Annotated in this window: 24 protein-coding genes and 3 pseudogenes; 18 read left to right on the plus strand and 9 right to left on the minus strand. The window is 67.4% G+C overall.

What is annotated here, in order from left to right; translation table 11 throughout:
* Positions 1-503 precede the first annotated feature (503 nt).
* Positions 504-2303 (minus strand): preprotein translocase subunit SecA, encoded by a 1800-nt coding sequence (locus HD597_RS01525; RefSeq protein WP_253739770.1) that lies wholly within the window; start codon positions 2301-2303, stop codon positions 504-506.
* On the opposite strand from HD597_RS01525, the pseudogene HD597_RS01530 reads away from it, so the two are divergent.
* Positions 2268-2416: pseudogene (locus HD597_RS01530) on the plus strand (transposase); the annotation flags it as partial. The gene HD597_RS01525 and the pseudogene HD597_RS01530 sit on opposite strands and share 36 nt — an antisense overlap.
* 34 nt (positions 2417-2450) lie before the next feature.
* Here HD597_RS01530 and HD597_RS01535 read toward each other — a convergent pair.
* A complete protein-coding gene (locus HD597_RS01535; RefSeq protein WP_253739772.1) occupies positions 2451-3617 on the minus strand; it encodes an IS630 family transposase in 1167 nt (388 codons plus the stop codon).
* Positions 3618-3713: 96 nt separating this feature from the next.
* Here HD597_RS01535 and HD597_RS01540 point away from each other — a divergent pair, with 96 nt between their 5' ends.
* A complete protein-coding gene (locus HD597_RS01540) occupies positions 3714-4064 on the plus strand; it encodes a hypothetical protein (protein ID WP_253739774.1) in 351 nt (116 codons plus the stop codon).
* Between the two features lie 89 nt (positions 4065-4153).
* On the opposite strand, the pseudogene HD597_RS66515 reads toward HD597_RS01540, so the two are convergent.
* The 3 genes and pseudogenes from HD597_RS66515 to HD597_RS01560 form a co-directional block, all read right to left on the minus strand.
* Positions 4154-4851 (minus strand): annotated as a pseudogene (locus tag HD597_RS66515) (transposase); the annotation flags it as partial.
* Positions 4852-5026: 175 nt separating this feature from the next.
* A complete protein-coding gene (locus tag HD597_RS01555) occupies positions 5027-5932 on the minus strand; it encodes an NADP-dependent oxidoreductase (protein ID WP_253739777.1) in 906 nt (301 codons plus the stop codon).
* 67 nt (positions 5933-5999) lie between these two features.
* Positions 6000-6677, minus strand: coding sequence for a GntR family transcriptional regulator (locus HD597_RS01560; RefSeq protein WP_253739779.1), 678 nt, complete (start codon positions 6675-6677; stop codon positions 6000-6002).
* 174 nt (positions 6678-6851) lie between these two features.
* On the opposite strand from HD597_RS01560, the gene HD597_RS67310 reads away from it, so the two are divergent.
* The 7 genes from HD597_RS67310 to HD597_RS01585 all read left to right on the plus strand — a co-directional run bounded on the left by HD597_RS67310 (position 6852) and on the right by HD597_RS01585 (position 10387).
* Positions 6852-6962 carry an antibiotic biosynthesis monooxygenase family protein gene (locus HD597_RS67310; protein WP_465263893.1) on the plus strand — a complete coding sequence of 37 codons (111 nt, stop codon included), beginning with the start codon at positions 6852-6854 and terminating at the stop codon, positions 6960-6962.
* Positions 6959-7150: a Dabb family protein gene (locus HD597_RS01565; protein WP_253739781.1), complete on the plus strand. Its 192-nt coding sequence runs from the start codon at positions 6959-6961 to the stop codon at positions 7148-7150. The genes HD597_RS67310 and HD597_RS01565 overlap by 4 nt, the downstream gene beginning before the upstream one ends.
* A 55-nt stretch (positions 7151-7205) precedes the next feature.
* Entirely contained in the window at positions 7206-8168 is a 963-nt protein-coding gene (locus HD597_RS67195) for a hypothetical protein (protein WP_253739783.1), read from the plus strand.
* A gap of 284 nt (positions 8169-8452) precedes the next feature.
* Positions 8453-8629 carry a tyrosine-type recombinase/integrase gene (locus HD597_RS01575; protein WP_253739785.1) on the plus strand — a complete coding sequence of 59 codons (177 nt, stop codon included), beginning with the start codon at positions 8453-8455 and terminating at the stop codon, positions 8627-8629.
* A gap of 40 nt (positions 8630-8669) precedes the next feature.
* On the plus strand, positions 8670-8813 hold the full coding sequence (locus tag HD597_RS01580; RefSeq protein WP_253739787.1) for a hypothetical protein: 144 nt from the start codon (positions 8670-8672) through the stop codon (positions 8811-8813).
* Between the two features lie 15 nt (positions 8814-8828).
* The gene (locus tag HD597_RS64150; RefSeq protein ID WP_308210547.1) at positions 8829-9212 is read left to right on the plus strand and encodes a DUF6262 family protein; all 384 of its coding nucleotides are present in this window, start codon (positions 8829-8831) and stop codon (positions 9210-9212) included.
* Positions 9209-10387, plus strand: a complete 1179-nt coding sequence (locus HD597_RS01585; RefSeq protein WP_253739789.1) for a hypothetical protein — start codon at positions 9209-9211, stop codon at positions 10385-10387. The genes HD597_RS64150 and HD597_RS01585 overlap by 4 nt, the downstream gene beginning before the upstream one ends.
* A gap of 1761 nt (positions 10388-12148) precedes the next feature.
* Here HD597_RS01585 and HD597_RS67200 read toward each other — a convergent pair.
* Positions 12149-12280: pseudogene (locus tag HD597_RS67200) on the minus strand (IS30 family transposase); the annotation flags it as partial.
* A gap of 27 nt (positions 12281-12307) precedes the next feature.
* Between HD597_RS67200 and HD597_RS66520 the strand changes: the two are divergent.
* From HD597_RS66520 to HD597_RS01605, 4 genes are read left to right on the plus strand one after another with little or no spacing between them, the layout of a single operon-like run.
* A complete protein-coding gene (locus HD597_RS66520; protein WP_372513347.1) occupies positions 12308-12400 on the plus strand; it encodes a transposase in 93 nt (30 codons plus the stop codon).
* Between the two features lie 55 nt (positions 12401-12455).
* Complete coding sequence (locus tag HD597_RS01595; RefSeq protein ID WP_253739791.1) at positions 12456-12998, plus strand: winged helix-turn-helix domain-containing protein; 543 nt, start codon at positions 12456-12458, stop codon at positions 12996-12998.
* On the plus strand, positions 12923-13609 hold the full coding sequence (locus tag HD597_RS01600) for a transposase (RefSeq protein WP_253739793.1): 687 nt from the start codon (positions 12923-12925) through the stop codon (positions 13607-13609). The genes HD597_RS01595 and HD597_RS01600 overlap by 76 nt, the downstream gene beginning before the upstream one ends.
* Positions 13572-13955, plus strand: a complete 384-nt coding sequence (locus HD597_RS01605) for a hypothetical protein (protein WP_372513348.1) — start codon at positions 13572-13574, stop codon at positions 13953-13955. Before HD597_RS01600 ends, HD597_RS01605 begins: the two co-directional genes overlap by 38 nt.
* A 342-nt stretch (positions 13956-14297) precedes the next feature.
* On the opposite strand, the gene HD597_RS01610 is transcribed toward HD597_RS01605, so the two are convergent.
* Complete coding sequence (locus tag HD597_RS01610) at positions 14298-15494, minus strand: FAD-dependent monooxygenase (RefSeq protein ID WP_253739797.1); 1197 nt, start codon at positions 15492-15494, stop codon at positions 14298-14300.
* Entirely contained in the window at positions 15487-16977 is a 1491-nt protein-coding gene (locus HD597_RS01615) for an MFS transporter (protein WP_253739799.1), read from the minus strand. The genes HD597_RS01610 and HD597_RS01615 overlap by 8 nt, the downstream gene beginning before the upstream one ends.
* Positions 16978-17079: 102 nt before the next feature.
* Here HD597_RS01615 and HD597_RS01620 point away from each other — a divergent pair, with 102 nt between their 5' ends.
* The 3 genes from HD597_RS01620 (at position 17080) to HD597_RS01630 (ending at position 20237) form a co-directional block, all read left to right on the plus strand.
* Positions 17080-17670 carry a TetR/AcrR family transcriptional regulator gene (locus HD597_RS01620; RefSeq protein WP_253739802.1) on the plus strand — a complete coding sequence of 197 codons (591 nt, stop codon included), beginning with the start codon at positions 17080-17082 and terminating at the stop codon, positions 17668-17670.
* 1138 nt (positions 17671-18808) lie between these two features.
* Positions 18809-19792 (plus strand): Mu transposase C-terminal domain-containing protein, encoded by a 984-nt coding sequence (locus HD597_RS65665; RefSeq protein ID WP_504928476.1) that lies wholly within the window; start codon positions 18809-18811, stop codon positions 19790-19792.
* 235 nt (positions 19793-20027) lie between these two features.
* Complete coding sequence (locus tag HD597_RS01630) at positions 20028-20237, plus strand: TniB family NTP-binding protein (protein ID WP_253739806.1); 210 nt, start codon at positions 20028-20030, stop codon at positions 20235-20237.
* Between the two features lie 156 nt (positions 20238-20393).
* On the opposite strand, the gene HD597_RS01635 is transcribed toward HD597_RS01630, so the two are convergent.
* Entirely contained in the window at positions 20394-20567 is a 174-nt protein-coding gene (locus tag HD597_RS01635; RefSeq protein WP_253739807.1) for a hypothetical protein, read from the minus strand.
* Between the two features lie 119 nt (positions 20568-20686).
* Between HD597_RS01635 and HD597_RS01640 the strand changes: the two genes are divergently transcribed.
* Positions 20687-21139, plus strand: coding sequence for a sigma factor (locus HD597_RS01640; RefSeq protein WP_253739809.1), 453 nt, complete (start codon positions 20687-20689; stop codon positions 21137-21139).
* A complete protein-coding gene (locus HD597_RS01645; RefSeq protein WP_253739810.1) occupies positions 21136-22953 on the plus strand; it encodes a M14 family zinc carboxypeptidase in 1818 nt (605 codons plus the stop codon). The genes HD597_RS01640 and HD597_RS01645 overlap by 4 nt, the downstream gene beginning before the upstream one ends.
* Positions 22954-23036 lie beyond the last annotated feature (83 nt).

Below are 23036 nucleotides of genomic sequence, written 5' to 3' on the forward strand. Positions count from 1 at the left end.
TATCTTATAGAGACCTACCAATACAGCAGTGCCGAGACCCGGCTCGCCTGGGATATCACCGTCATGCCGTTGGACCTTGTTGTGGCGTAGCCGGCGTTCCCGTAGCGGCTGCTGCTGGCGCGGGCTTGGTTGGCGCGCCGGTGGCGAGCCAGACCGGGTGCGGTACAGGGTGTGGCTGACGGGGCGGGTGACGGCGAAGGGGCGAACAGGCGTGCACTCCGCTGTGCACGGTGCAGCAGACGCGGCGCTGGCCTTGACAGCGGAGATCGCCAGGCTCATGGCCCGCTCAGCTGAAAGAGGCAAGCCGGTTGTGGCGCCAACTGATGCCGGGCTCCGGATGCGGAGACGAGGATCCTTGCAATGATCACGTACTTCGTATCGAATACACAGCAGAATTCAGGTTCTGTCTGGTATAGCGTTGAAGATCCTTTATCGCCTCTCAGGCCTCACACTTGCAGCCCCGCGACACCCCGAGCCGTCAGGCTCCGCGCCGGTATCTCGTTTCATCGCGCCGACCAAGGAGGGAGAGAGCTGGACGGGACATACCAGTACCCTCCCAGCCCATGCATCCGATCCTTGAGCGCCTTGGCTGCCCTCTCACGCATCGTCCTGTCGGCGGCCTCGGCCTTCTCCCGGAAGGCGGGCAACGCTTCCTGAGAGCGCCGTACCTGCGCGTAGTCGTCGCGCATCGCTGTGAGTTCGGCCAGGCAGGCCGTCCACTGTTCGTCGATGACCTCCGCGGCGATGAGGCGCAGTGCCTCCCTGTCCACCTGTCCTGGCGGTGCCTGCTCGCCCGTGAATGCCAGAATCGCTTCCAGCGGCTCGGCACCTTCCACCATCGCGCGGCGCTCGGCGTACAGGTGTTCCCTGATCGCCGAGAGAACCGCGTCGTAGGCCGCCGCCCGGCGTCGATATCCGGTGATCCGCGCCTCGCATTTCCGCTTGGCACGCTCGACGGTTCTGGCGAGCAGCGCCCCCTCCAACGGCTCGGTGATGTGCTTCAGGAGGAGGCGGTGTGTCCAGGCGGCATACCGGTGCCAGATCCAGCCCTCGTCCAGCGCCACGAAGATCCGTGTGTCTCCCCGTGCCCCTGCCAGCGCGCGCAGGCGTGCCTCCATGCGCCTGGTGCTCGGATACTCGCCGCCCAGTACCACCAGCCCGCCTGTCTCGGCCACCCGATCCCGGTCGTCCGTCCACGCGGGCAGCAGCCCTCGCCTGGCCACGGCCACTGCCTCGTCCCAAGCATCGCCGGAGGCGATGACCGGGTCGAGGCCCGACGCCAGTACGTGTTCTTGGGCCAGCCAGTCCAGGTCACCGCCCAAGGCGACCTCTCCCTCCACCGCTGGCTGCTCCAACAGGGTTACCGTCGCCGGGCATCCCGCGCGGGCCAGCGGGCGCTCCTGGTGAGGCCGTGCGACCGGCACGCCGCGGGCGGCCAGCAGGTCGGCCAGCCGCTCGGTGATCTCCAAGGAGTCCGCGACCACCAGGACCGGCCGGGCCTCGGCGTGGTGAGCTGCGATGGCATCGAGGAGGCCGTTCAGTTTGGCCTCGGTCGTGGTGTACAGCAGGTCGAGATGGTCCCGCCGCGCGGTCGGGTGCGCCGTGTCGACGTTTTTCACGGAAAGCCCATAGAGATGGGTGAACTCGGCGGCTTCGGTCAGGACCGTCGCGGCGATTCCTGCCAGGGACTCGTACCGGGCCAGATAGGCGCGAACGCTGATCGACGCCGTGCGGATGGCGTCGCGGTTCAGGGTGAGGTCGGTAGTCGACTGGTCGAGCATGACCAGGTCGGCTTCCATCACGATGGCGCGGTACGGCTCGCACTGCACCCGCTCGTCGGGGCCGGACACGCGATTGTCGATCAGGTGATCGTAGCCGAACGCCTCAACCCGTCCCACCGTCACATCCGCCGCATAGGCGAGTCGTCGTTCGTCCGCCTCCATCTCGTTGGACAGGCGGGCGACCCTCAACCCGAGGCGCTCACACACCGTGGCCGTGACGGGTACGCCGTCCCCGGTCATCAGATGGACGCCCCTGCCTTCCACGGCGCCGAGGAAGACGGCGAGCGTCGCGGCGGCGGGCCAAGCCGTGCGATCGGCGAGCTCCACCATCGCTCCGCGATGCAATGCGATGCCGGCCAGCAGTTCGGCGGGGGTGCAGCGGTGGTCGAGGAGCGCGCCGAACGTCGCAGAAACGAGCGCGAAGGCCTCGGGCAGCAGCGCGTCCGGACTCTCACCTGTGGCCTGTCGCCTGCGTAGGGCGGCGGCGTCGACAAGCTCATCGAACAGCCCGGCATCAAGCACATCTCCAGCGCCAGGTCTCGCAGATGGCCAAGACGCTGGATGAGCAGGTCGAAGCCTTCCGCACCCGCGCTTTGGACGCCGGCCCGTCCACCTTCGTCTGGCTGGACGCGCTGACTTAGTGGTCCGGCTCGTAAGTCATTCGGGGGTTCACATGGTTGCTGGTAGTGCGGCAGGCTGGTGGCCGCAGCCGGTGGGTTGCTGGAAGTGGTGCTCGTTCTGTTCGTGTCGCTCGATCCGGGCCAGCAGGTCCTCGAGGTCGGCCGGGGTGAACTTCCATCTGAAGGGCCGGGCGGTCTCGTTGTAACGGCGCTCGAAGGCGATCAGCCGGTCTTCGACCTGGTCAAGGGCGGTGAAGTCGTTGGGTGTGACCACCTTGCGCTGCACGATGGAGAAGAAGATCTCGATCTGGTTGAGCCAGGACGCGTGCACGGGAGTGTGGACCATCACCGCGTTGGGGAACCGGGCGGCGAGCCGGTCGGCGGCGGCCTTGCCACGATGGGAGGAGCCGTTGCCCACGACCCAGAACACCCGCCGGGCCGAGGCGTACGGCTCTTGCGACATGACCTGCTCGACCAGGTCCATGAACGGGACGATGCCCGTCTTGGGTGAGCAGCGCCCGGACACGCGGGCCTGGTGGACGTCGTAGGCGGCCAGGTAGGCCAGCGCGCCGCCACGGTCGTAGTCGTGGTTGACGCGCATCATCCGCGACCGTCCCGGCGGCAGGGTGGGGTGACAGCGGCAGCGAGCCTGGATCGAGGTCTTCTCGTCGGAGGAGATCACGTACTCGTTGCCGGCCAAGGGCCGGCCGTTCCAGAGGCGCTGGTAGAGGTCGAGCACGCGGGCGGCCTTGGTGGCGAAGCCGGGGTCGCGGATGAAGATCCAGGAGGTGTGCTGCCAGGGCTTGAGCACGTCGGCGGCCAGAATCCGGCGGACGGATGAGGCGGACATCGCCTCGGCGATGCGCCGCCCGACCACTTCGGCGGCCAGGTCGGCGCTGCTCCAGCGGGACAGCGGCATCCCGGTCTCGGCCGGTAACTGGCAGGCCAGCGCCGTGACCTCGGCCCGCTGGACGAGGGTAAAGCGGGGCGGACGGCCGCTTCGGGGCCGATCCTTGAGCCCGTCGATGCCCTGATCGGCATAGCGGCCACGCCACCGCCGGACGGTGTCGAGATGGACGCGCTGCCGCAGGGCGATCCGGGCGTTGGAGTAGCCATGCGCGGCATCCAGCACGATCCGGACACGGACGACCTGCTGGTAGGGGACCGTATGAGCATGGGCCAGCTTCTTCAACCGCCGCCGCTCGGAGGCGGTCAAGGCGATCTGACGAGCACAAGGGACGGGCACGCGCAACGCTTTCGGTGATCTGACGAGGGGCGCTGCCACCTTGCCCCGATATCCACCGCCCGGAGCGTGATCGACACGCCGGACGGCAAGATAGAGCTCATGCCCGCCATCCCGGAGTCGACCAAGACCTCCCTGGCCCAGCGACTGCGCCAGCACGCCCGCGATCACTGGCCACAGCTGGCAGGCCTGAACGTCCGCTACCACGGCCGGTTCGCCTACGTCGAAGGCGAACTGACCGGCGGAGACCGGCTGCCCCTCATCCGCCTCCGTTACGGCGGATCGGCCTCCATCTGGGGGTTCGGCCTCTACCTCGCCAGCAGCGGCACGTACGAGAACCAGATCCTGCCCACCGGCATGTCCGCCGGCACACCCCAAGAAGCCCTCGACTGCGCCTGCGACCTCTACCTCAGCCATTGACCCCTGAAGGATTTACGGGCAGGACCACTTAGAAGGCGCGCGAGGGCGGGCGCATCAGCAACATGCACGTCATGGTGGCAACCGCCGTCAACACCGACGGCCGCCGCGCGTGAGCCCGGCCTTTTGGTGACCTTGGTGCGGTGCCGGACCGTGGCGAAGGTGGACTCGATCGGGTTGGTGGTGCGCAGATGCACCCAGTGCTTGGCGGGGTAGTCGTAGAAGGCGAGCAGCTCGTCGAGGTCGTCGACGATCTTGGCGACGGCTTTGGGGTACTTGGCGCCGTTGGCGGCCTGGAGTCGGTCGCCCCTGCGTGGGCGTGCTCTTCGTCCTCGGCGTTCCAGATCTCGGCGAGGTGCTTCTTGGCGGCCGGGTGGGCCGACTTCGGTAGTGCCCATGATTCGGTGGACTCGCGGTAGCCGTCGGTCAGCGCGACGAGTTCTTTGCGGCCGTCGGCGCGCTCGCCGATCATCACCAGCAGGCACAGCTTGTGTTCTTCCAGCCGGATGTTGACATGGATGCCATCCACTCACAGGTAGACGTAGTCAACGCCGGACAGGTCACGGGCGGCGAAGGCGCGCTGCTCAGCCTTCCACTGTTCGGTGAGCCTGGCGATGACCGAGGCGGACAGGCCGCTGGCCGAGCCGAGGAACCGCCCCAGCGCGGGGACGAAGTCGCCTGACGACAACCCATGCAGCAGCGGCAACACCTAGCTGATCTGCGGCGTCTTACGGCACCAGGCCGACAGGATCGCCGAGGAGAACCGTCTGCGCTCGCGGCGGCGAGCATCTTGCGGGCTCCCTCGCGGACGATCTGATCGATCAGCGAAGCCGGCGCGGGCATCCGGCTGTCGTCAGCGGGCGGCTCGCTCTACGAGGTTCTGCCGACTCCTGCGGGTTCGGTGTGCCCACGCGGGCACACCGATGATCTGTGGACGCAACCCTTGCCGTTTCCGGTGCAGGACGCTAAAACACCAGGGCGACCTTTCCGGTGAGCCCGCGGGTCTCAAAGCGTTCGAACGCCTTGCGCACCTCGGCGATCGGGAAGCTCGAATCAAGGCGTAGCCGCAGATCGCCTGTTTCGACCAGCTTGACCAGCTCAGCCAGGCCCGTCCCATCCTCCCTGACCTGATGCAGTGTCGTGGTGACACCACGGTGGCTCAAGTCCGGGGGGTCGCCGTGCTCGCTGGCGATCGTGGCGTAGCGGCCGCCGTCGGAGACCGTTTCGCCGGCCGGGGCCCCGCAGGTGTCGAACACGGCGTCGTAGTGTTGCCGGTCGAGCTCCGCGATATCCGTCACGGCCCTCTGGGCGCCCAGGTCGGTGACAGCCTCCAGCTGTGCCGGACGGGACACCAGCGCGTCGACAGTGATGCCCCGCGCCCGCGCCAGTTGCACAGCGAGCCCGCCCACGGCTCCCGCGGCTCCGGTGACCAGCAGCCGCTGACCGCTGGAGATGCCGAGCCATTCGAGGGTCTGGGCGGCGATAAGGCCCGGCAGCGGCAGCGTGGCCGCCTCCACCAGGCTCGTGTTCAGCGGTGCGGCCGCCAGGGTGCGGGCCGGCAGCGCAACCAGATCGGCCCATGTCCCGCGTGCGGCCGCGAGTTGGGCCGACATCGCGATCACGCGCTCGCCGACGTTCAGGCCACTGTCACCGGGACTGACGACGACTCCCGCCAGATCCCAGCCGAGGGTCATCGGCAGCGCGGGCACGCCACCGCGTATCGTACCGCTACGGGTTTTGACGTCCACCGGATTGAGGCTGCTGGCCACGACCCGGACGAGAACCTCGTCCGGACTCGGTTCCGGCGCGGGGAGCTCCCCGACCGCCACCACCTCCGGCCCGCCGAACCTGTCGATGCGAAGTGCGCGCAAAACATCTCTCCTAGCTGAAATGTGACGGCGTGAGACCTGGGCGCCAGCACTCGCGGGCGCGCCTTACTCAATCGCCGGTGTCCTTGACCGCGTCCAGTAGAACGTGGGTCGTACGGGTGATGTGGGCCCGCAGCCTCGCCGCTCCCGTGTCGGCGTCACGGGCGAGGGCCGCCTCCATCAACCCGCGGTGTTCGCCGGCGATGTCCCGCCCCTGGTCCTTGCCGATCGGGCGTGACCAGCGGCGGTAGAGCTCCGCGCCGTCGCGGAGGGACATGGCGAGATCACACAACCGGCGGCTTCCGCAGGCGTCGAACAGGGTCACGTGGAAGTGCGAGTGCGCCTTTGCCCACTCATCGCTGAAGAGCTCGGGGTCACCGTCCACCGTCATGGGCGTGTTCTCCAACGTGTGATGCGCCGCGATGACACGGCTCTCCCAGGCCAGGTCACCGCGCTCGACGGAGTAGCGGAAGGCCATGCATTCGATATCACACCGTACGGCGGTGAGGTCTTCAAGGTCTTCCAGTGAGAGAGGGATCACGCGGAAACCCTGTCTCGGCGCCTCCACCACGAGCTTCTCCGCGGTGAGCTTCGCCAGCACCTCGCGGAGAACGCTGATGCTGGTTCCGTAGCGCTCCGAGAGCGTGGCGAACTTGAGCCGATCCCCCGGGCGCAGCCGCCCGGCGAGGATGTCGGCTCGCATCCGGTCGTACGCGGCTCCGTTGAGCGTGTTGGCTCCATGCCTCATGCCTCATCGCTATCAGATCTTCGAATGAATCGCAAATTTTCGACTTTTTGTTGACTTGTCGAACTGTGAGCTGCGACTGTGTTACATGAGAGTTAACGCACCACCTGAAGCCTCGACCGGCTACAGGGCACGCGGTGGCAGCCATGCACTGGCAGGCAGAAAGAACAGTGCCGCATGATCATCCACCTGGCCGTTTTCCGATGGAAAGACGACGTGAACCCGGCTCAGATCGCCGGCCTCCGCGAGGCGCTCGCCGAGTTGCCCGATCTCATCCCGCACTGGTGACATACCGGTTCGGCGAGGATCTGGGGCTGCGCGAGGGCAGCGGCGACTTCGGCGTCATGGCCGTCGTTGCAGACGAGGCGGATGTTTCGGGGTATCTCGATCACCCCGCGCATCTCAAGGTCGTCGAAAGGTTCACCAAGGTGATGGCCGCGCAGCGGATCACCGTCCAGTTCGCCGTGAACGACTGACGCGCCGGAGTGCCCGCCGCGCTTCCACCAACCTCATGAGGAAGGCATTCCTGCCATGCGGATCATCAGCCATACCGAGAACGGCCGCACACAGGGCGGTGTCGCACTCGGTGAGCATGTCGTCGAGCTCGGCTCGGCGGTCGCGCACGCCGGTTTCGCGATCTCCGACGGCGAGCCGTTGTCTGTCCGGGTCTTCCTCGGCCGTGACTACGACCGGGACGCGGTGCTGGCGGCGGCGGTCCAGCTCCTCGAGCAGGGCCGTGCCCGCCCGCTGAGCGAGCTGCGTCTTGCGCCGCCTGTGCCCGACCCCGACAAGATCCTCTGCATCGGGCTTAACTACCGTGACCACGCGGAGGAAGCGGGACTCGCTCTGCCGAGCGAGCCGATGGTCTTCGCCAAGTTCAGGAACTGCCTGATCGGCGCCGACGACATCCCCCGCCCCGCCGAGCCCGCATCCGACGCCCCGACGATTCGCTCACGCCCGAGCGAGCCGAGCTCCGACAGCGTCTGCAGGACCAGGGCCTGCAGCCCGCTCATCAGGACGATCCGGACGCAGGCTCCGCACCTACCGCGCGAGCGCGGTGAGCAGCCGCTCGCGCTGCGCCTGGTCAAGGCCGCCGACCCGGCGCTTCACCTCGACCCCGCAGATCGCTATCAACGCGGCGACCTGCGCCGGACCATAACCAGGCATCGCTCGCAGCACCTGAACGACCCTCGTCTTCTTGACGAGAGTCTCCTCCTCCGCCCGGGCGAACACCTCGGCCACCGTGACGGTCCCGGCTCGGACCGCGGCCAACAGCTCACTGCGGGCCTTGCGCGCCTCGGCGGCCTTGACCACGGCCATGGCCCGCTGCTCAGGAGTCAACGTGAGTACCGCCATGGATGGCTCCTCGCACATCGGCTATCCCTTGCCACGCCCTGTGGCCGGCGAGGGTGTCGGCCTCCATCGTGGAGCACTGTCAAGAGATGTGACAGTAACCCCGGTTCGCCGTACCGCTCCTACTCGCACGCCTATTAGTAAGGATTTGTTGACTGGCCTCGCCTGAGCGACGCCGAATCCAAGGCCCAGGAGCGTCGCGAAGACCACGACGAGGCCCGTCTGCCGCGTCTTGTCCCTGGCCCATCGTGTGGGCAACAGCGCGTACACGTGCCCGACCGCACTGCCGGAGGTGTAGGCCCAGGACGGCAGCAGTACGTCACTTCGCCACCACTTTCGTCGGAATGGCCAGGGGGTGAGATGCCAATCCAGACTCCGGGAAGCGATCTTGACCAGGGCTCTCCCGCTCCTGGTCAGACCTATTCGTGAACACCCACGTCTTGCGCCACACACTCACTACCACGCTGGTCCGCGGCAAGACCGACCTGGTCCTGGTCGCCGAGATCCTTGGCCATGCCCGTCTGGAGACCACCCGCCGGTACAGCTTGCCATCCGACCAGGACAAGGAAGACGCCCTCAAACTGATCACGGTTGACCGCTGATCGTACGCCTGCCTGCGGGAACGCGCGTCAAGATCGACGCATGGCCGGTTTTCCCCGTATCTCGGCTGGACCCCAGTTGCGCCTCGTCGAGTTCAACCAGCAGGTCTTGGACAACCTCGACCGGATCATCACTGCCCTCGAAGACGACCACGAGGAACCGGAGGACGCGGCCGATGCGAGCTGACAAACCCGCCACATCGTGGCCGCCGCCCAACGCCGACACGAGTACACCCGGGCCAAAGCCGTCCAAGCCCTGCGCGGGCTCGAAACGGCCGGCAGCCCGGTGACCTTCGACACTGTCGCCACTACAGCTGGAGTCTCACGCTCCTGGCTCTACACCCAGCCCGACCTCCGGGCCGAGATCGAGCGGCTCCGAGCGGCTTCGCAGCGGACACCCGGGACGCCCGTGCCCATCCGACAACGCGCCTCCGACGCCTCGCTGCTACGACGCCTTGAAGCGGCCAACCAGCGCAACCGGCAGTTCGCCCAGGAGAACAAGCGGCTACGCGATCAACTCGCCCGTGCTCTCGGCGAGCACCAGGCGGCCAGAATCATGACGAGCCCGGGCAGAGGAGATCAATGATCATCGAAGACGAGCAGGAACGGCTGCTGCAAGCACTGCGACGTGATCTTGAGCGGGCTCGGCAGGACCCGGGCACATGGGCGGATCTTGCCTTCAGGGCCGCGCGCACCGATGAAGGGCGCGTGCTCGACCGCAACCGCAAGGCCCGGTTCAAGGTGTTGTGGGCGCTGCAATACGACCGCCACGATCGGGATCTGCAGCTCCTGCGGTTCCTGCTCCAGCAACAGATCAATTATTACCGCGAGGCAGTGCCGTGGGGCGTGTCTCCTGATCTCACGCTGGCCGGCTTCCTGGTCTCCGAGCGCTGCCAGGTCCAGGACGTGTGGCTGCACTGGGAGGCCAAGAACATCAGCTTCGACACCGCCCTCGGCTACAGCATCTTCCATCTGCTCACACCCGGCGTCGCCGCCACTCTCGACGCCGTTCGGACCAGCTCACATCCCGACCGCGACGGTGTCCTCGGCGACATCAATCCCGACCGCCATACCGATGCCGCCGTCCAGGATTGGCTAACCCGGCAACAAGATAGGTTCCCCTCCGACCCAGCCGATGAGAGCTGGAAGACATGGGCCCACCATGCGTCACGTCTAGGGGAGCGCGAAGCGTCCCGGTTGTTCATGATCAGGTGGGCCGAGGGACAACCCCGCTCCCAGAACATCCTGAACACGCTGCAGTTCCATCTGGCGCAGCTCGGCTACTTGTCTGAGGCGGTGGAGGTGCAGAAAGAAGCCATCGCGATCGGCGGCTCGTCGTGGCCAGGTGTCAAGGCCAGCAAACTGCTGACACTGGTCACACTGGAACGGCAAGCCGACAACTTCCCGGGCGCGTTTCAAGCGCTCGCAGAGATCGAACGCGCCCTGCCGCCAGACAAGCAAGGGTCCGAACAGGGGATTTGGCGGCACTTCGTCAAGGAGTACTTCCTCCTCGTCCCAGCCGCACCCGACCACTCCACAGCCCGGCGCCTGCTCACCGCAGGCGGTCGGCATCTTCAGGACATTCCCCGGCTCTGGATGGATGGGGTCCTCGAGGCCGCAATCGCCGCAGCCGAACACCTCAGCGACACCGATGCGATCCACCGCTATCAGACCCTCCGGCAGGCCGCCCAACGCGAACGGGACGAGGAACTCCGCCAAGCACGCTACCGGCCTGCCTCGGGAGCGGCGGAGACCCCATGAAGTGCTCCAACGGATCATCGCATCCCGTTCTGATAACGATCAAACGACGCCCAGCCGGATGAGCAGGGCCGCCGCGCGCACTTTGCGGACAACGTCGTTGACACGAACACGCAGCTCGGAGAGCCATAAGTTGATCAAGCTCAAGACGACGGTCGTATCGGGAAATCCCGGACGGATATGACCGGGACCGGTCACATCGCTCGCATGATCAACAGCGACGTTCAGGGCTTCAGCAACACCCTCTGACCAGGGAAGTCACAATGTCGATCCTCCGAAACGTGGAGACGGTTCTATGCCACAGCGGCCCTCAGCAGGACCGCGACGGGCTTGCCGGTCTCCTTCACGATACGCACCGCGCCCGCCCGAAACTCCGGATCAAAGCGCCGCCGCGTGACTGCTGCCACGACCAAACCTTTCCCGGTTCGGTCTCCACGCTATGAGGGGAAGGCCACCCCGACTCGAACGTCACACTTCGCAGCCTACGCCCTGCGGCTTGACCCAATGAAGACTCTTCAACGCATCCCGTGACAGAGGTCAGGTTATAGGACGCCTTCTGCCCTCTTAACCAGAGCCGCATAGCGATCCAATTCACGCAACATCGTGTCACGTGGCGGTGCCGGGATGTGGAACAGAACGCGAGTGACTCCTACTTCAGCAAGTCGTTCAAGATTCCCCTGCTGGATATTGTCGGATACACTGTTATTTGAATATTCTCTCGACCGTGCGAGCGACTCGCGTCTTGGAGCCGTTGAGCTCGCGCCACCGACTCATCCAGTTTCATTCCGGGCGGCACCATCCAGCATTCGCCGATTTCGAGTACGCGATCGAATGTGCTGGGCACTGTTCCGCCCAGGAGAATAGGCGGGTCGGCTTTTGCTCTGGCTTCGGCCAGGAAAATACAGGATCGAAGTTAACGTAGGTCCCAGAAAACTCCGCCTCATCCCGCGTCGAGCGGACGAGGCTGGCGCCTGGAGGCCCCAGGGTGCCGGCGCGGCCCGACCAGGGATCGGATGTCCCGGGCGACCACCGTTCGAGCGTGAGTGCGTCGGCCGGACGGCAGCTCGACCCAGCGGGCCGACCCGTGTGCATCCGTCAGGCCGACGTCGCATCACTCTTTTATGATCACAGCTCGCATGGACGGGTTCCAGTGTCGTCCCTGCCATACAGAGTGCTCTGGCTGCCGTTCTTCTCCCGCCGTCCATGCGCGGCCTCGTGAGCACGCGCCAGTTTTTCAAGGTCGGCGAACCCGCGGCCTCAGGAACGGGAAAAGCCTTCAGGAGTGGGGACGGATTCGGGAGGTGGTCGCAACACGCTGATCAACTACTGGCGGTGAGAAGCATAGCGAGACGCCTCGGCTGGAGAGTAACCCGTCTAGCGTCTGTTCCTCCCTTTGGACGCTTGAGAGGTCGAACGCTTCCCCGCTGGTTGAAGCATTTCTCCATGGCTGGAAATCGGCGCAGGTTGGCAGCCCTGGAGGTGTTGCCCGAGTGGCGGACTGCAGCAGGCATTAGCGCACTACACGGAGAGGGGGTTAAGGAGGCTCCAGTGCGCCGTATCACCTGGTCAGTGCTGACTGCCGCAATGCTCGTCGGTTTGGCTGGCTTCGTCACTCAGCGGGGCTCCACTGACGTCCAGCTGGCAGGAAGTTTCGGGCCGCCCTGGGCGGCGTCAACCCGTTGCAGCCAGTGTCATAACTACTCGTAGTTCCGGGGTGGCCGGAACAGGTGGTGAGTTTCCAACCGCGAACAGTATGGCGAGACGCTCGGCTGGGGTATCCCGGTCGAGCGTCCTTCTTGGTCGAGCGTTAAGTTCGGCGGCGACCGCGTCGAGCTGGTCACGGGTGGACCGACAGGTCGGTACCTTGGGGAAGTACTGGCGCAGCAGGCCACTCGTGCCGGACGCCGCGTCGGCGCCCTCGACATCGGACGCCCGCCCGAACACCACCTGCGCGACATTCTCAACGCCATCCTCTATGTCAACCGCACCGGCATCCCCTGGCGCTACACAGGTTGAATGCGTAGAGTCTTAGCCTCGTGACGGATCGCTTCGGGTGAGGTACGACCGGAGCATGCGGTATGCGCAGAGGGGTGGGTACACGCCCGCGGAGCAGGAGCGGCGCGAGCGGGTACGGCTGCAGGCGGCCGAGTGGTTCGAGGCCGGGGAATCGACCAGGGCGATCGCGGCGCGGTTACGGGTGCACGAGCGGTCGGTGACGCGCTGGCGGAAGGCACGGCGGGAGGGCGGCACGTCGGCGTTGCTGTCGAAGGGGCCGGTCTTGGTGGAGAAGCTGTCGGCCGGGCAGTGGGCGCGGCTGGATGCCGAGCTCAAGCGGGGGCCGCTGGCCTGGGGCTATGTCGAGGACCAGTGCTGGACGCTGGGCCGGGTTAAGACGTTGATCGGGCGGCTGTTCCACATCGGCTACACCATCGAGGGCGTGGGCAAGCTGCTGCATCGCCATGGCTGGTCGGTGCAGGTGCCGGCCCGGCGCGCCCTGGAGCGGGATGAGCAGGCCGTCGCGCTGTGGAAGGCCGAGGTGTGGTCGGCGGCAAAACCACCGCGGCGGACCTGGGTGCCTACCTCTGCTTCGAAGACGAGGCCGGGCAGGGACTGAGGCCGCCGAAGGGACGCACCTGGGCGCCGGTCGGCGCCCGTCCGGTGGTGACGGTCCGCGGCAGAGGCTCCGGCCGCATCAACATGGCCGGCGTCGTCTGCTTCCGAGACGGCGAACGACCGAACCTGTTCTACAAGCTGCACCTCTACCACGGCCGAAAGGGCGAGCCGAAGACGTTCTCCTGGATCGACTACCGGGACCTGATCGTGGCCACCCACCAGCAGCTCGGCGCACCCCTGGTCTGGTGCTGCGACAACCTGAACGTGCACCTGGACGGCCAGCTGGCGGAGTTCGCCGCAGAGCACGCCGACTGGCTGCGCATCGTCCAGCTCCCCACCTACGCGCCCTACTTCGCCCGCTGGCAGAAAGACGGCATCTTCGACCAACTCAGCGGCCTGCTCCGCCGCTCCGTCCGCGCCGCGGCGGGACGTGCCCCCGAGCCCACCGCGGGCGTGATCGACGCCCAGAGCATCAAGACCTCCACCAATGTCCCCGCCGCCAGTCAGGGCTACGACGCCGGCAAGAAAAATCGCCGGCCGCAAGCGCAGCATCATCACCGATACCCTCGGCCTGCTGCCGGCGGTGCTGGCCACCACCGCCGCCATCTCTGACAGCGCCGCCGGACTGCCACTGTTGACCCAGGTCGCCGCGACTCAGCCTGCCCTCACCAAGGCCTGGGCCGACAGCGCCTACCGCACCACCGTCATCGAGGGCGCCGCAGCCCTGGGCATCGACGTCGAAGTCGTCACCCGCGACCCCGCCACCAAGGGATTCACCCCGTTACCGCGCCGCTGGGTGGCCGAGCGCACCCTCAGCTGGCTCATGCTGCGCCGCCGCCTGGTCCGCGACTACGAAGCCCTGCCCACCCACTCCGCAGCCATGATCCACATTGCCATGATCGATCTCATGGCCCGCCGACTCACCGGCGAGAACACCCCCACCTGGCGCGGCACCTAAACCCGGGATCAGACAGGATCAAACGCCCTCTAAGAACCGGTCGCGCCCCTGGCCCCTCAAACCGCCGACCGTCTGGCGGCCTCCGCTGACACAGCGGCTCACCCGGCCACCCCTGACACGCGCAGATGCCCCCAGTTGGGGCTGTCATCCCGTCTGGGGCCAGCTTCGTACGAACCGAGTCTCCTTCCGGAACGCGGAATTCCGGAGGGCGGCCGGTGGCGAGCATGCTGTCTTGATGTCTTCACCCTTGTCGGTCATTTTGCCGGGGGCGCCGCCAGGGTTCGATGCCACGGCATCTGGTGTTCACCGCGGTTCGGGCCGGTGCGACTGTGGTAGCCGGGGTCAGTCATCAGGGTGGAGATCCAGATGGCGTCGGAGGAGGTGCCTGGTCGGCGGGAGGGCGGCCAGGCGCATGACCAGGTTGCGGGTGGCGAGTCGTAACCGGTTGGCCGGGGCATGGGCTGCGGTGTTGCGGCGGCCGATTTGCTGTCTGCGCAGGACGGTCGGACGCAGGCGGCTTTCCCAGGCGCGTAGTGCGGTGGAGATGTCGGTAGCGGGGTGATCGAGTGCGGAGGCGAGCAGGTCGGCGCCGCCGACGGCCAGAGAGGCGCCGTATCCGCCGAACAACGTCACGCACCAGGCTGCGTCACCGACGAGAACGACCCGCCCGATGCTCCACCGGTCGAGGACGATCTGGCTGACGCTGTCGAAGTAGGCCGAGCCGGCCTGGCGCAGGTGCGCACGCAGGTCGGGCAGGATCCAGGCCAGGTCGGCGAAGGCGTCGTCGACTGCGACGGCGGGGCCCTTGGCCAGGTCGGCCGCCGGGGTGGTGGTGCGGTGGACGAGGAACGCCGCGGTGCGGTGGGGTCCGAGGCTGGTGACGGTGACGGTATGGCCGATCGTGGTCAGGGTCGTGCTGGTCTGCGGTGGTATCTGGGCGGGGTGGCGGTCGAGGGTGAACGCGGTGACGATGTGGTTGAGGTCGACCCGGAATTCCTCCTCGGGCCCGAACACCAGGCGGCGTACCTGCGAGTGCAGCCCGTCGGCCCCCACAAGCAGGTCGGCTTCCACGACTGTGCCGTCGCTGAGATGGGCGGCCACCGTGTCCTCGGTTTGGGTGACCGATTCGACGGTGGTGCCGTGCCGGATGTCGGCGTGGTCGCGGACGGCGTGGTGGAGGACCTCTTCCAGGTCGCCGCGGAGCAGGGTGAGTTGGCGTGGGCCGATGAGGTCGCGGATGGCCGATGAGGGCACGGAGAAGTGGTGCGTGCCGTCGGCTTTGACGTAGCGGAGCTGGAAGGGGTCGAGGTTCCGTTGCCGTAGCTCGGCAAGGATGCCCAGGCGCTCGGCCGCGTCGTAGCCGATCCCGAAGAACGCCACGAGGTAGCCGCCGCTCCGGCGGGCGGGGGCGCGTTCGAGGATGATCGAGTGCCAGCCAATCCGGTGCAGGAACAGTGCGGTGGCCAGGCCGGCGATGCCCGCGCCGACGATGAGCGCCGTGCGCCGCCCGGCTGCCTGTGTCGGGAGGTGTTCAGTCATGGATCGACTCTTTCTGCAGCTCGGCCACGTTGACCTGCTGACCTCGCCCTTGCTCGCGGAAGAAAACCATGGCCAGCACCGCGGTGACGGCCATCAGGGCCGAGGCGAGGGCGAAGGCGAAGGCGTACCCCTCGACGAGGGCGGTGTCGGGATGGGTCCCGGCCTGGCTCAGGTTGCGGGTGGTGGCGGCGGTGGACAGGACCGCCAGCCCGAGCGCGCCGCCGAGCTGCAGGCTGACGTTCAGCAGCGCGGAGGCGATACCGGAGTGGGCTTTGGCCACCTCGGTGAGCGCGGCGATGGTGGTGGGAACGACCATGACGGCGAAGCCGATGCTGACGACGATCGACGGGCCGATGACGCCGGCCCACAGGCTGCCGCCGGTACTCATCTGGGCGAACCACAGCAACCCGCCCGCGGCGATCAGAGAGCCGATGGTCAGCACGACGCGAATACCGGCGGCTCGCACCAAGACGGGCCCGAGGCCGGCGGCGACGATGAGGACCAGGGTCATAGGCAGATAGGCCAGCCCAGTTTCCAGCGGCGACTGGTGCAGTACCTGCTGCTGGTACAGGGTGGCGAAGTAGAAAACGGCGAACATCGCGCCGCCGCGCACAGCGGTGACCACGTTGGCGCCAGTGACCGACCGGCTGCGCAGCAATAAGGTGTCAAGGAGTGGTTCGGCGGCGAAGCGCCATTCGTGGAGAGCGAAGTAGCCCAACAGCACGACAGCCGCTATGAGTAGGCCAAGGGTAGTGACGGTGAGCCACCCGCCGGTGGGTGCCTGGAGCACCGCGTAGGCCAGCAGGCTCACCCCGCCGGTCGAGGTGAGGGCGCCCACGAGGTCGAAGCGGTGGTGCCGGCGTGCCGGGCGGTCGGCCGGCACGTACCGGACGGTGGCCAACAGCAGGAGCAGGCCGATCGGGATGTTGACGAGGAAGATCCACCGCCAGCCGGGGCCGTTGGCGAGCACGCCCCCGACCAGCAGCCCCACCGCGCTGCTCACGCCGTAGGCGGCACCCCAGATGGCAAATGCGCGGTTGCGGGCCGTGCCCGGCGGGAAGGTGACGGCGATCAGCGCCAGCGTCATCGGCGCGATCAGCGCGGCGGCCAGGCCCTGCACCGCGCGGGCGGCCACCAGGACAGCCGGGCTCGCGGCCAGGCCGGCGCCCAGCGACGACACCGCGAACAACGCCAGGCCGGCGAGGAAGACCCGGCGGCGTCCCAGTAGGTCGCCGGCCCGGCCGCCCAGCAGCAGGAAGCCGCCGAAGACCACCATGTAGGCGTTCACCACCCACGACAGGCTCGCAGCCGTGAACCCCAGCTCGGTCTCGATCGACGGCAGCGCCACGTTGACGACCGTCACGTCGATGCCGTCGAGCACCTGGGCCGCGCATAGCACCGAAAGGATCACGGTGTATTTCGGCGTCCAGACGCACGAATCCGGAGCCTGGACACCAAGTTCAGAATTGGACATCATGTTCATACGATCAGCCGCACGGGAACAGTTCCACCAGAGGCGAACCCCGCAAACCGTTCACTACTGAACATCCGCCGCAGATTGTTCGGATCACCGGAGGAGAACGGCGTGACACCGACCCCGCCGACCGACCGGCGCGTCCGCCGTACCCGCACCCTGCTGCACACCGCACTGATCGAGCTGATCTCCGAAAAGGGCTACGACAACGTCACCGTGCAAGACATCCTGGACCGCGCCGACGTGGGACGCTCCACCTTCTACCTGCACTACCCAAGCAAGGATCAGCTCCTGCTCAGCGGCATGCACCACCTGCAGGCGGAACTGTCCGCACGGCTGTCGGCCGACGCCCACTCACATGAGTCCTCGGTGATGGCCCCGCTCCGGCCGCTGTTCGAGCACGCCGCCGACAAGCGCCACCTCTACCGCGCGCTGCTCGGCAGCCGCGCCACCACCGTGGCCCTCCGCTCCGGCCGCAGGATGTTGTCAGATCTTCTTGCGACCCACCTGCACAGCCGCCTGAACATCGACGACCGAACCCGACTCGACATGATGGTGGCCTTTCTGGTCAACGGTCTGATCGGAGTTCTCACTTGGTGGCACGACACCGAACCCGACCTGTCGGCCGAGCAGATGTACACGAGCTTCGAACGTCTCGCCGTCGAAGGGCTGCGTTCCTTTGAGTCGGGAAACCCGAAGTAGGGCACGGCGGGGCATAGACCTTGCTCGCAAGTTCCTGACGCTGGCTTGCGCCTCGATGAGGTGCGGGTTGGCGGCGGTGTAGCCGGGCGGCCCGCAGATAGGTCCGGCCCACGTGCCCGATACGGCGGTGATCCAGCGCGGGCACGTCCAGGCTGGAGACTGGCCCATACCCGATATTGAGTGCCTGGGAGGTCAGGCAGGCCGCCACGGTCACCTTCAGGCCGCTCATCCGGCTCGATCCGCCCGATAGGGCGGTCATCGATGCCAGGAACTGCGGCACCCATGCTCACAGTGCGTGGGCTCGCGCTGGGCAGCCTGCGGGAATGCGCTTACCGTACGAAACAGTTCCGTTACAGTGCCATCCCCGGGCCCGCGACATGCCTCCGCCAGGACCGGGATGGTTTGTCCTGGTAACAGCACCGGTCACCCCGCCGCTTCTCTACGGCCGTCTGGCGCGATCTCTCGCCTCAGGGTCACCATGAAGCAATGAGCGCCGAACGATCCAACGCCGGTCCCGCTGCCTCGCCCGGCGACACCCCGGCGGGCGAGGCCGACGCGACGCCGACGGCGCTGGCGCGGTATCGGGTCCTGGTGCCGCATCTGTACGACGGAGTGACGCTCAAGGCGGCCGCCGCTGGCGCCGCCGTGCCGTACCGGACCGCGCAGCGCTGGCTGGCCGCCTACAAACAGGACGGCATGCAAGGCCTGGCCAGGACCTGCCGCTCCGACAAGGGGCGCCGCAGGCTACCCGGCGAGCTGATCGCTTTCATCGAGGGGCTGGCGCTCAAGCCGCCCCGTCCGACGATCGCGAAGATCCATCGGCAGGCCGCCAGCGTGGCTGCCCAGCGTGGCTGGCCACGGCCGGGGTATGGATCCGTGCACGAGATCGTGACCGGCATCGACCCGGCACTGCAGGTCATGGCGCACGAAGGGACCAAGCGGTATCGAGAGGTGTATGAGCTGGTGCACCGGCGGGAAGCATCCAAGCCGAATGAGATCTGGCAAGCCGATCACACCGAGCTGGACATCTGGGTGATCGACTCCTCCGGCAAGCCAGCCCGGCCGTGGCTGACGGCCATCGAGGACGACCACTCCCGCGCCGTCGCAGGCTACGCCGTCAACCTAAGCCCCCTCCGCGCTGACGACCGCGCTGGCCCTCCGGCACGCGATCTGGCGCAAGAGCGAACCGGACTGGCACGTGTGCGGCATCCCCGACATCTTCCACCTCGACCACGGCTCCGACTTCACCTCCCTGCACCTGGAACAGGTGATGGCCGATCTGCGAGTCCGCCCAGTGTTCACCAAGAAGGGCCAGCCGCACGGCCACGGGAAGATCGAGCGCCTGATCGGCACCGTCAACCAGATGTGCCTGGCCCACCTGCCCGGCTACGCTCCCCGCGGCACCCCCGACCGCGCCGGCCAGGCGCAGCTCACCCTCCCGCAGCTCGACGCCGCAATCGGCCGGTTCATCCGCGAGGTCTACAACCAGCGCCCCCACTCCGAAACCAAGACGCCACCCCAGCAGCGGTGGGAGGCCGGCGCGTTCATCCCGCGCATGCCCACCTCCCTCGAACAACTCGATCTGCTGCTATCCACCGTCGCCAAACCTCGCAAGATCCACACCGACGGGATCCACTTCCTGAACCTGCGCTACATCGACCCCGTCCTGGCCGACTACGTCACCGAACAGGCCACCATCCGCTACGACCCCCGCGACATCACCGAGATCCGCGTCTACCTGCGCACCCTGGACGGCGAGACGTTCCTGTGCCGAGCCATCTGCCCCGAACTCTCCGGCGCCACCATCAGCCTCAAAGAGATCACCGCCGCCCGCAACGCCCGCCGCAAACAGCTACGCGGCACGCTGACCAGCCGCTCCGCCGTCGTCGACCGGCTCCTGGCCGCCCACAACGAACCCCTCCCCGCCGCCTACCCCACCGCCGCGCGCGCCGAGCTCAGCACCTGGGCGACCCCCGACGAAACCACCAGCAGCGGCCCTGGCTCCGATCACGCCCACGACCGTCCGAAACCCGTCCAGGCGGGCCTCCCCGACCCCGACCAGGCCGCCCCCACCGCTACCCGCGATGACGCTCCGCGACTCAAACGCTACTGGAATGAGTGAGGCTGCAGCCGTTCGGATAGACCACCGGGCGTGGAGCGACACGACGACGAACCCGACGAGATCTCCGACCCGCCGGAGCCGGCACCCGCCGACTCCGCCACCCCCACCGGCGCACGGCACTACGCCAGCGACCGCCTCCCGCTACCCGAACCTGCCGGGCACACCCCCGCCGCGAACGGCGGCACCGTACCCGGACCCGCGCCGATCATGGCGACCAAGGAACATAAACGGTTCCTTGAATCCGCCGACGCCGTCCGCCGCAAACGCTGACTTCGCCACCACCGAAGCCATTGCCGCCATCACCCGCATCACCAACGGCAACTTCCGGCTCACCACCCGCCTCGTCGACCAGATCGAACGCGTTCTGGAGATCAACCAGCTGAGCACCGTCACCAAAGAAGTCGTCGAGGCCGCCCGCGAGAACCTCGTCATCGGAATCATGTGAGGCCACCACCACCCACCAACAACCGAGACCCACCACTCATAACGCTGTCGGGCGGTCCGGAAGCACCAGCGGGCCGCCCGACGGCGTTCCCATCGAACCCTCCGGCACAACCCCGCTCGGCTGCGAACGCCAAATACCGCTGGGTAACTCACGCCATCAAGCCATCAAAGTCACAAGCTTGACGATCAGCGCCTGCTCGCGCCGGTCGAGACAGGCGAAGAAGCGGCCGTCATAGCGCAGGCAGGGCAGTCCCATCATGGTCGAGCGGGTGATCGCGGGATCGGCGAGCATCGGCTCAGCCAGCTCCCAGAACAGCTCTTCCGGCGACATCTCATCCTCCGTGGCGGCGGCTCAGGCGGGGATGTCCTGTCAGATCCACGGCGACGGACGAAATCATCGACATCAGCGACTTCACCGACTCTGTCGGACCCGGTCGTTAGGCTCGCCGCGTGAGCACGCTCCAGGACACCGGCGCCGAGCACGCCCGGCTGCTGGCCGCCGCGCGAAACGGTGAGCACGCCGCCTTCGACGCCCTGGTCGCCCCGCACCTGCGGGCCCTTCACCTGCACTGCTATCGCATGCTCGGCTCCCTCGACCAGGCCGAGGACACGCTGCAGGAGACGTTGTTGCGGGCCTGGCGCGGCCTGGGCGGCTACGAGGGCCGATCGCCGCTGCCGCACTGGCTGCACAGGATCGCGACGATGGCGTGCCTGCGGGCCACCGCGGGCAGGCGCGAGCGCCTGCCCGCGGTGGTCGCCGAGATCGCTCACCTACAGCCTTACCCCGACACGCTGCTCGCCGAGGCCAACCCGGCGCTACTCGCTGAGCGGCGTGAGGAGGTGGCGCTGGCGTTCGTCGCCGCGCTTGCCCCGCGTCTTACGAACATGGAGAACCATCGATGACCCTCGAGACCCTCGCCGAAAAGTCGCAGTTCCGCCTGACCGGGCGGCTGGACGAAGTGGAGGCGCTGTGCGCGGCCTTCGCCGGACGCTGGCCAGAAGCGGTGCGCAGCTTCGTCTACGGGCAGTCGGCCGAGGGACGCTCGATGCGGGCCCTGCTCATCTCGCGCAGTGGCGCGTTCACCCCCGAGGCGCTGCGTGCACGGGGCGTCCCGCTGCTGCTGGTCCAAGCCGGTATCCACCCTGGCGAGAGCGACGGTAAGGACGCCGGCTTCGTCGCACTGCGCGAGTTGCTCGGCGGCGAGCCACTGGCGGGGGTAACGGGCGGATCGCACATCGCCGTGCACCCGCCTCAGGGCGACCCCCTGGCGCACCTCGCGATCTTGTTCGTGCCCGCGTTCAACACCGACGGCCACGAGAGGGTGGGCCGATGGAACCGCCCGAACCAGGACGGCCCTGAGGAGACGGGGTGGCGCGCGACCGCGCACAACCTCAACCTCAACCGCGACTACACCAAGGCCGACGCGCCGGAGATGCGGGCGATGCTGACGTTGTTGCGCGACTGGGATCCACTGGTCTGCGCGGACATGCACGTCACCGACGGCGCCGACTTCGAACCCGACGTGTCGATCCAGGTCGAGCCGATCCACCTGGGCGACCCGCGACTGCACGCCTCTGGCGCGGCGATGCGTGATGCACTGCTTGCGAAGCTGGCCGCGCAGGGCTCGCTGCCGCTGCCGTTCTACCCGGAGCCCGTCATCGAGGACGATCCGTCCTCCGGCTTCCAGATCACCGCATACACCCCGCGCTATTCGACCGGCTACTTCCCCACCCGCAACCGCTACACGGTGCTGGTTGAGACACACTCCTGGAAGGACTACGCCACCCGCGTACGAATCAGCCGCAATGCCATCGTCGGACTGGCCGAACTCCTCGCCGCGCACGGCAACGCGTGGACTGCGGCCGTGCGCCAGGCCGACCAGCGTGCGAGCCTGCTGGGCGGCCAGGACGTCGTCCTGGATGTCGTGGTCGACCGGCGCGACATCCCCCATGGCGCCGGGAACGGCCCGCACAACGCAGCGGAGCCGATGAGCACCATCGAGTTCCGGGGTTACGCCTACACCCGCGAACTGTCCCCGATCTCCGGCGAACCCGTCACGGTCTACGACCCGGCGACCCCGCAGATCTGGCGCGTGCCCTACCGGGGCAGCACACTGCCCTCGCTCATCGTGCGCGCGCCGCGCGGCGGCTACCTGGTGCCCCGCTCGTATGCGCCTCTGATCGCCGACAAGCTGGACCTGCACGGGCTCGTCCACCAGACGCTCGAGCACGGCTTCGACCACCTTGACGCCGAGGTGTTCCGCGCGACCGGCACGCGGTTCGCGTCCGCCCCGTTCGAGGGCCGCATGCCAGTCACACTGCAGGGAGATTGGCAGCCCGAGCCGCAGGCACTGCCCGCCGGCAGCCTGTTCGTGCCGATCGCACAGCCGGGGGCCAGGCTCCTCATGACCCTGCTGGAGCCGCAGGCTCCTGACTCGCTGGCCGCCTGGGGATACTTCAACGCCCACTTCGAGCACAAGGAATACGTCGAGCCCTACGTCACCGAAATCTTCGCCCAGCAGCTGCTGGAGCAGGACCCGGCCCTGGCCGACGAGTTCCGGCACAAACTCGCGGCCGATCCAGCCTTCGCGACGGATCCTAGAAGACGCCGCGAGTTCTTCGAGCAGCGGCACTCATCACGGGACACACGATTCGCCATGTATCCCGTCATGCGCACGGACAGAGCTGTGGGGCAGAACCGACCTTCCCAGCCATAGCATGGCCATCCACTCCGGCTCCGGCACAGACAGACCTTGCCGCCGGAGCCCGCCCCTCGGATCGATGTCGTCGAAGGATCGTT

Origin of the sequence: Nonomuraea thailandensis (assembly GCF_024172165.1) — a bacterium.
In the GTDB taxonomy this organism is placed as follows: domain Bacteria; phylum Actinomycetota; class Actinomycetes; order Streptosporangiales; family Streptosporangiaceae; genus Nonomuraea; species Nonomuraea thailandensis.

What these genes read in the sequence shown, in the direction of transcription:
- HD597_RS01645 (WP_253739810.1), top strand. Translation starts at nt 21,136, where the DNA reads ATGACCCTCGAGACCCTCGCCGAAAAGTCGCAGTTCCGCCTGACCGGG.
- HD597_RS67310 (WP_465263893.1), top strand. Translation starts at nt 6,852, where the DNA reads ATGATCATCCACCTGGCCGTTTTCCGATGGAAAGACGACGTGAACCCG.
- HD597_RS67195 (WP_253739783.1), top strand. Translation starts at nt 7,206, where the DNA reads ATGCGGATCATCAGCCATACCGAGAACGGCCGCACACAGGGCGGTGTC.
- HD597_RS01580 (WP_253739787.1), top strand. Translation starts at nt 8,670, where the DNA reads ATGGCCGGTTTTCCCCGTATCTCGGCTGGACCCCAGTTGCGCCTCGTC.
- HD597_RS01615 (WP_253739799.1), bottom strand. Translation starts at nt 16,977, where the DNA reads ATGAACATGATGTCCAATTCTGAACTTGGTGTCCAGGCTCCGGATTCG.
- HD597_RS01595 (WP_253739791.1), top strand. Translation starts at nt 12,456, where the DNA reads ATGCGGTATGCGCAGAGGGGTGGGTACACGCCCGCGGAGCAGGAGCGG.
- HD597_RS01585 (WP_253739789.1), top strand. Translation starts at nt 9,209, where the DNA reads ATGATCATCGAAGACGAGCAGGAACGGCTGCTGCAAGCACTGCGACGT.
- HD597_RS01610 (WP_253739797.1), bottom strand. Translation starts at nt 15,494, where the DNA reads ATGACTGAACACCTCCCGACACAGGCAGCCGGGCGGCGCACGGCGCTC.
- HD597_RS01635 (WP_253739807.1), bottom strand. Translation starts at nt 20,567, where the DNA reads ATGTCGCCGGAAGAGCTGTTCTGGGAGCTGGCTGAGCCGATGCTCGCC.
- HD597_RS01560 (WP_253739779.1), bottom strand. Translation starts at nt 6,677, where the DNA reads ATGAGGCATGGAGCCAACACGCTCAACGGAGCCGCGTACGACCGGATG.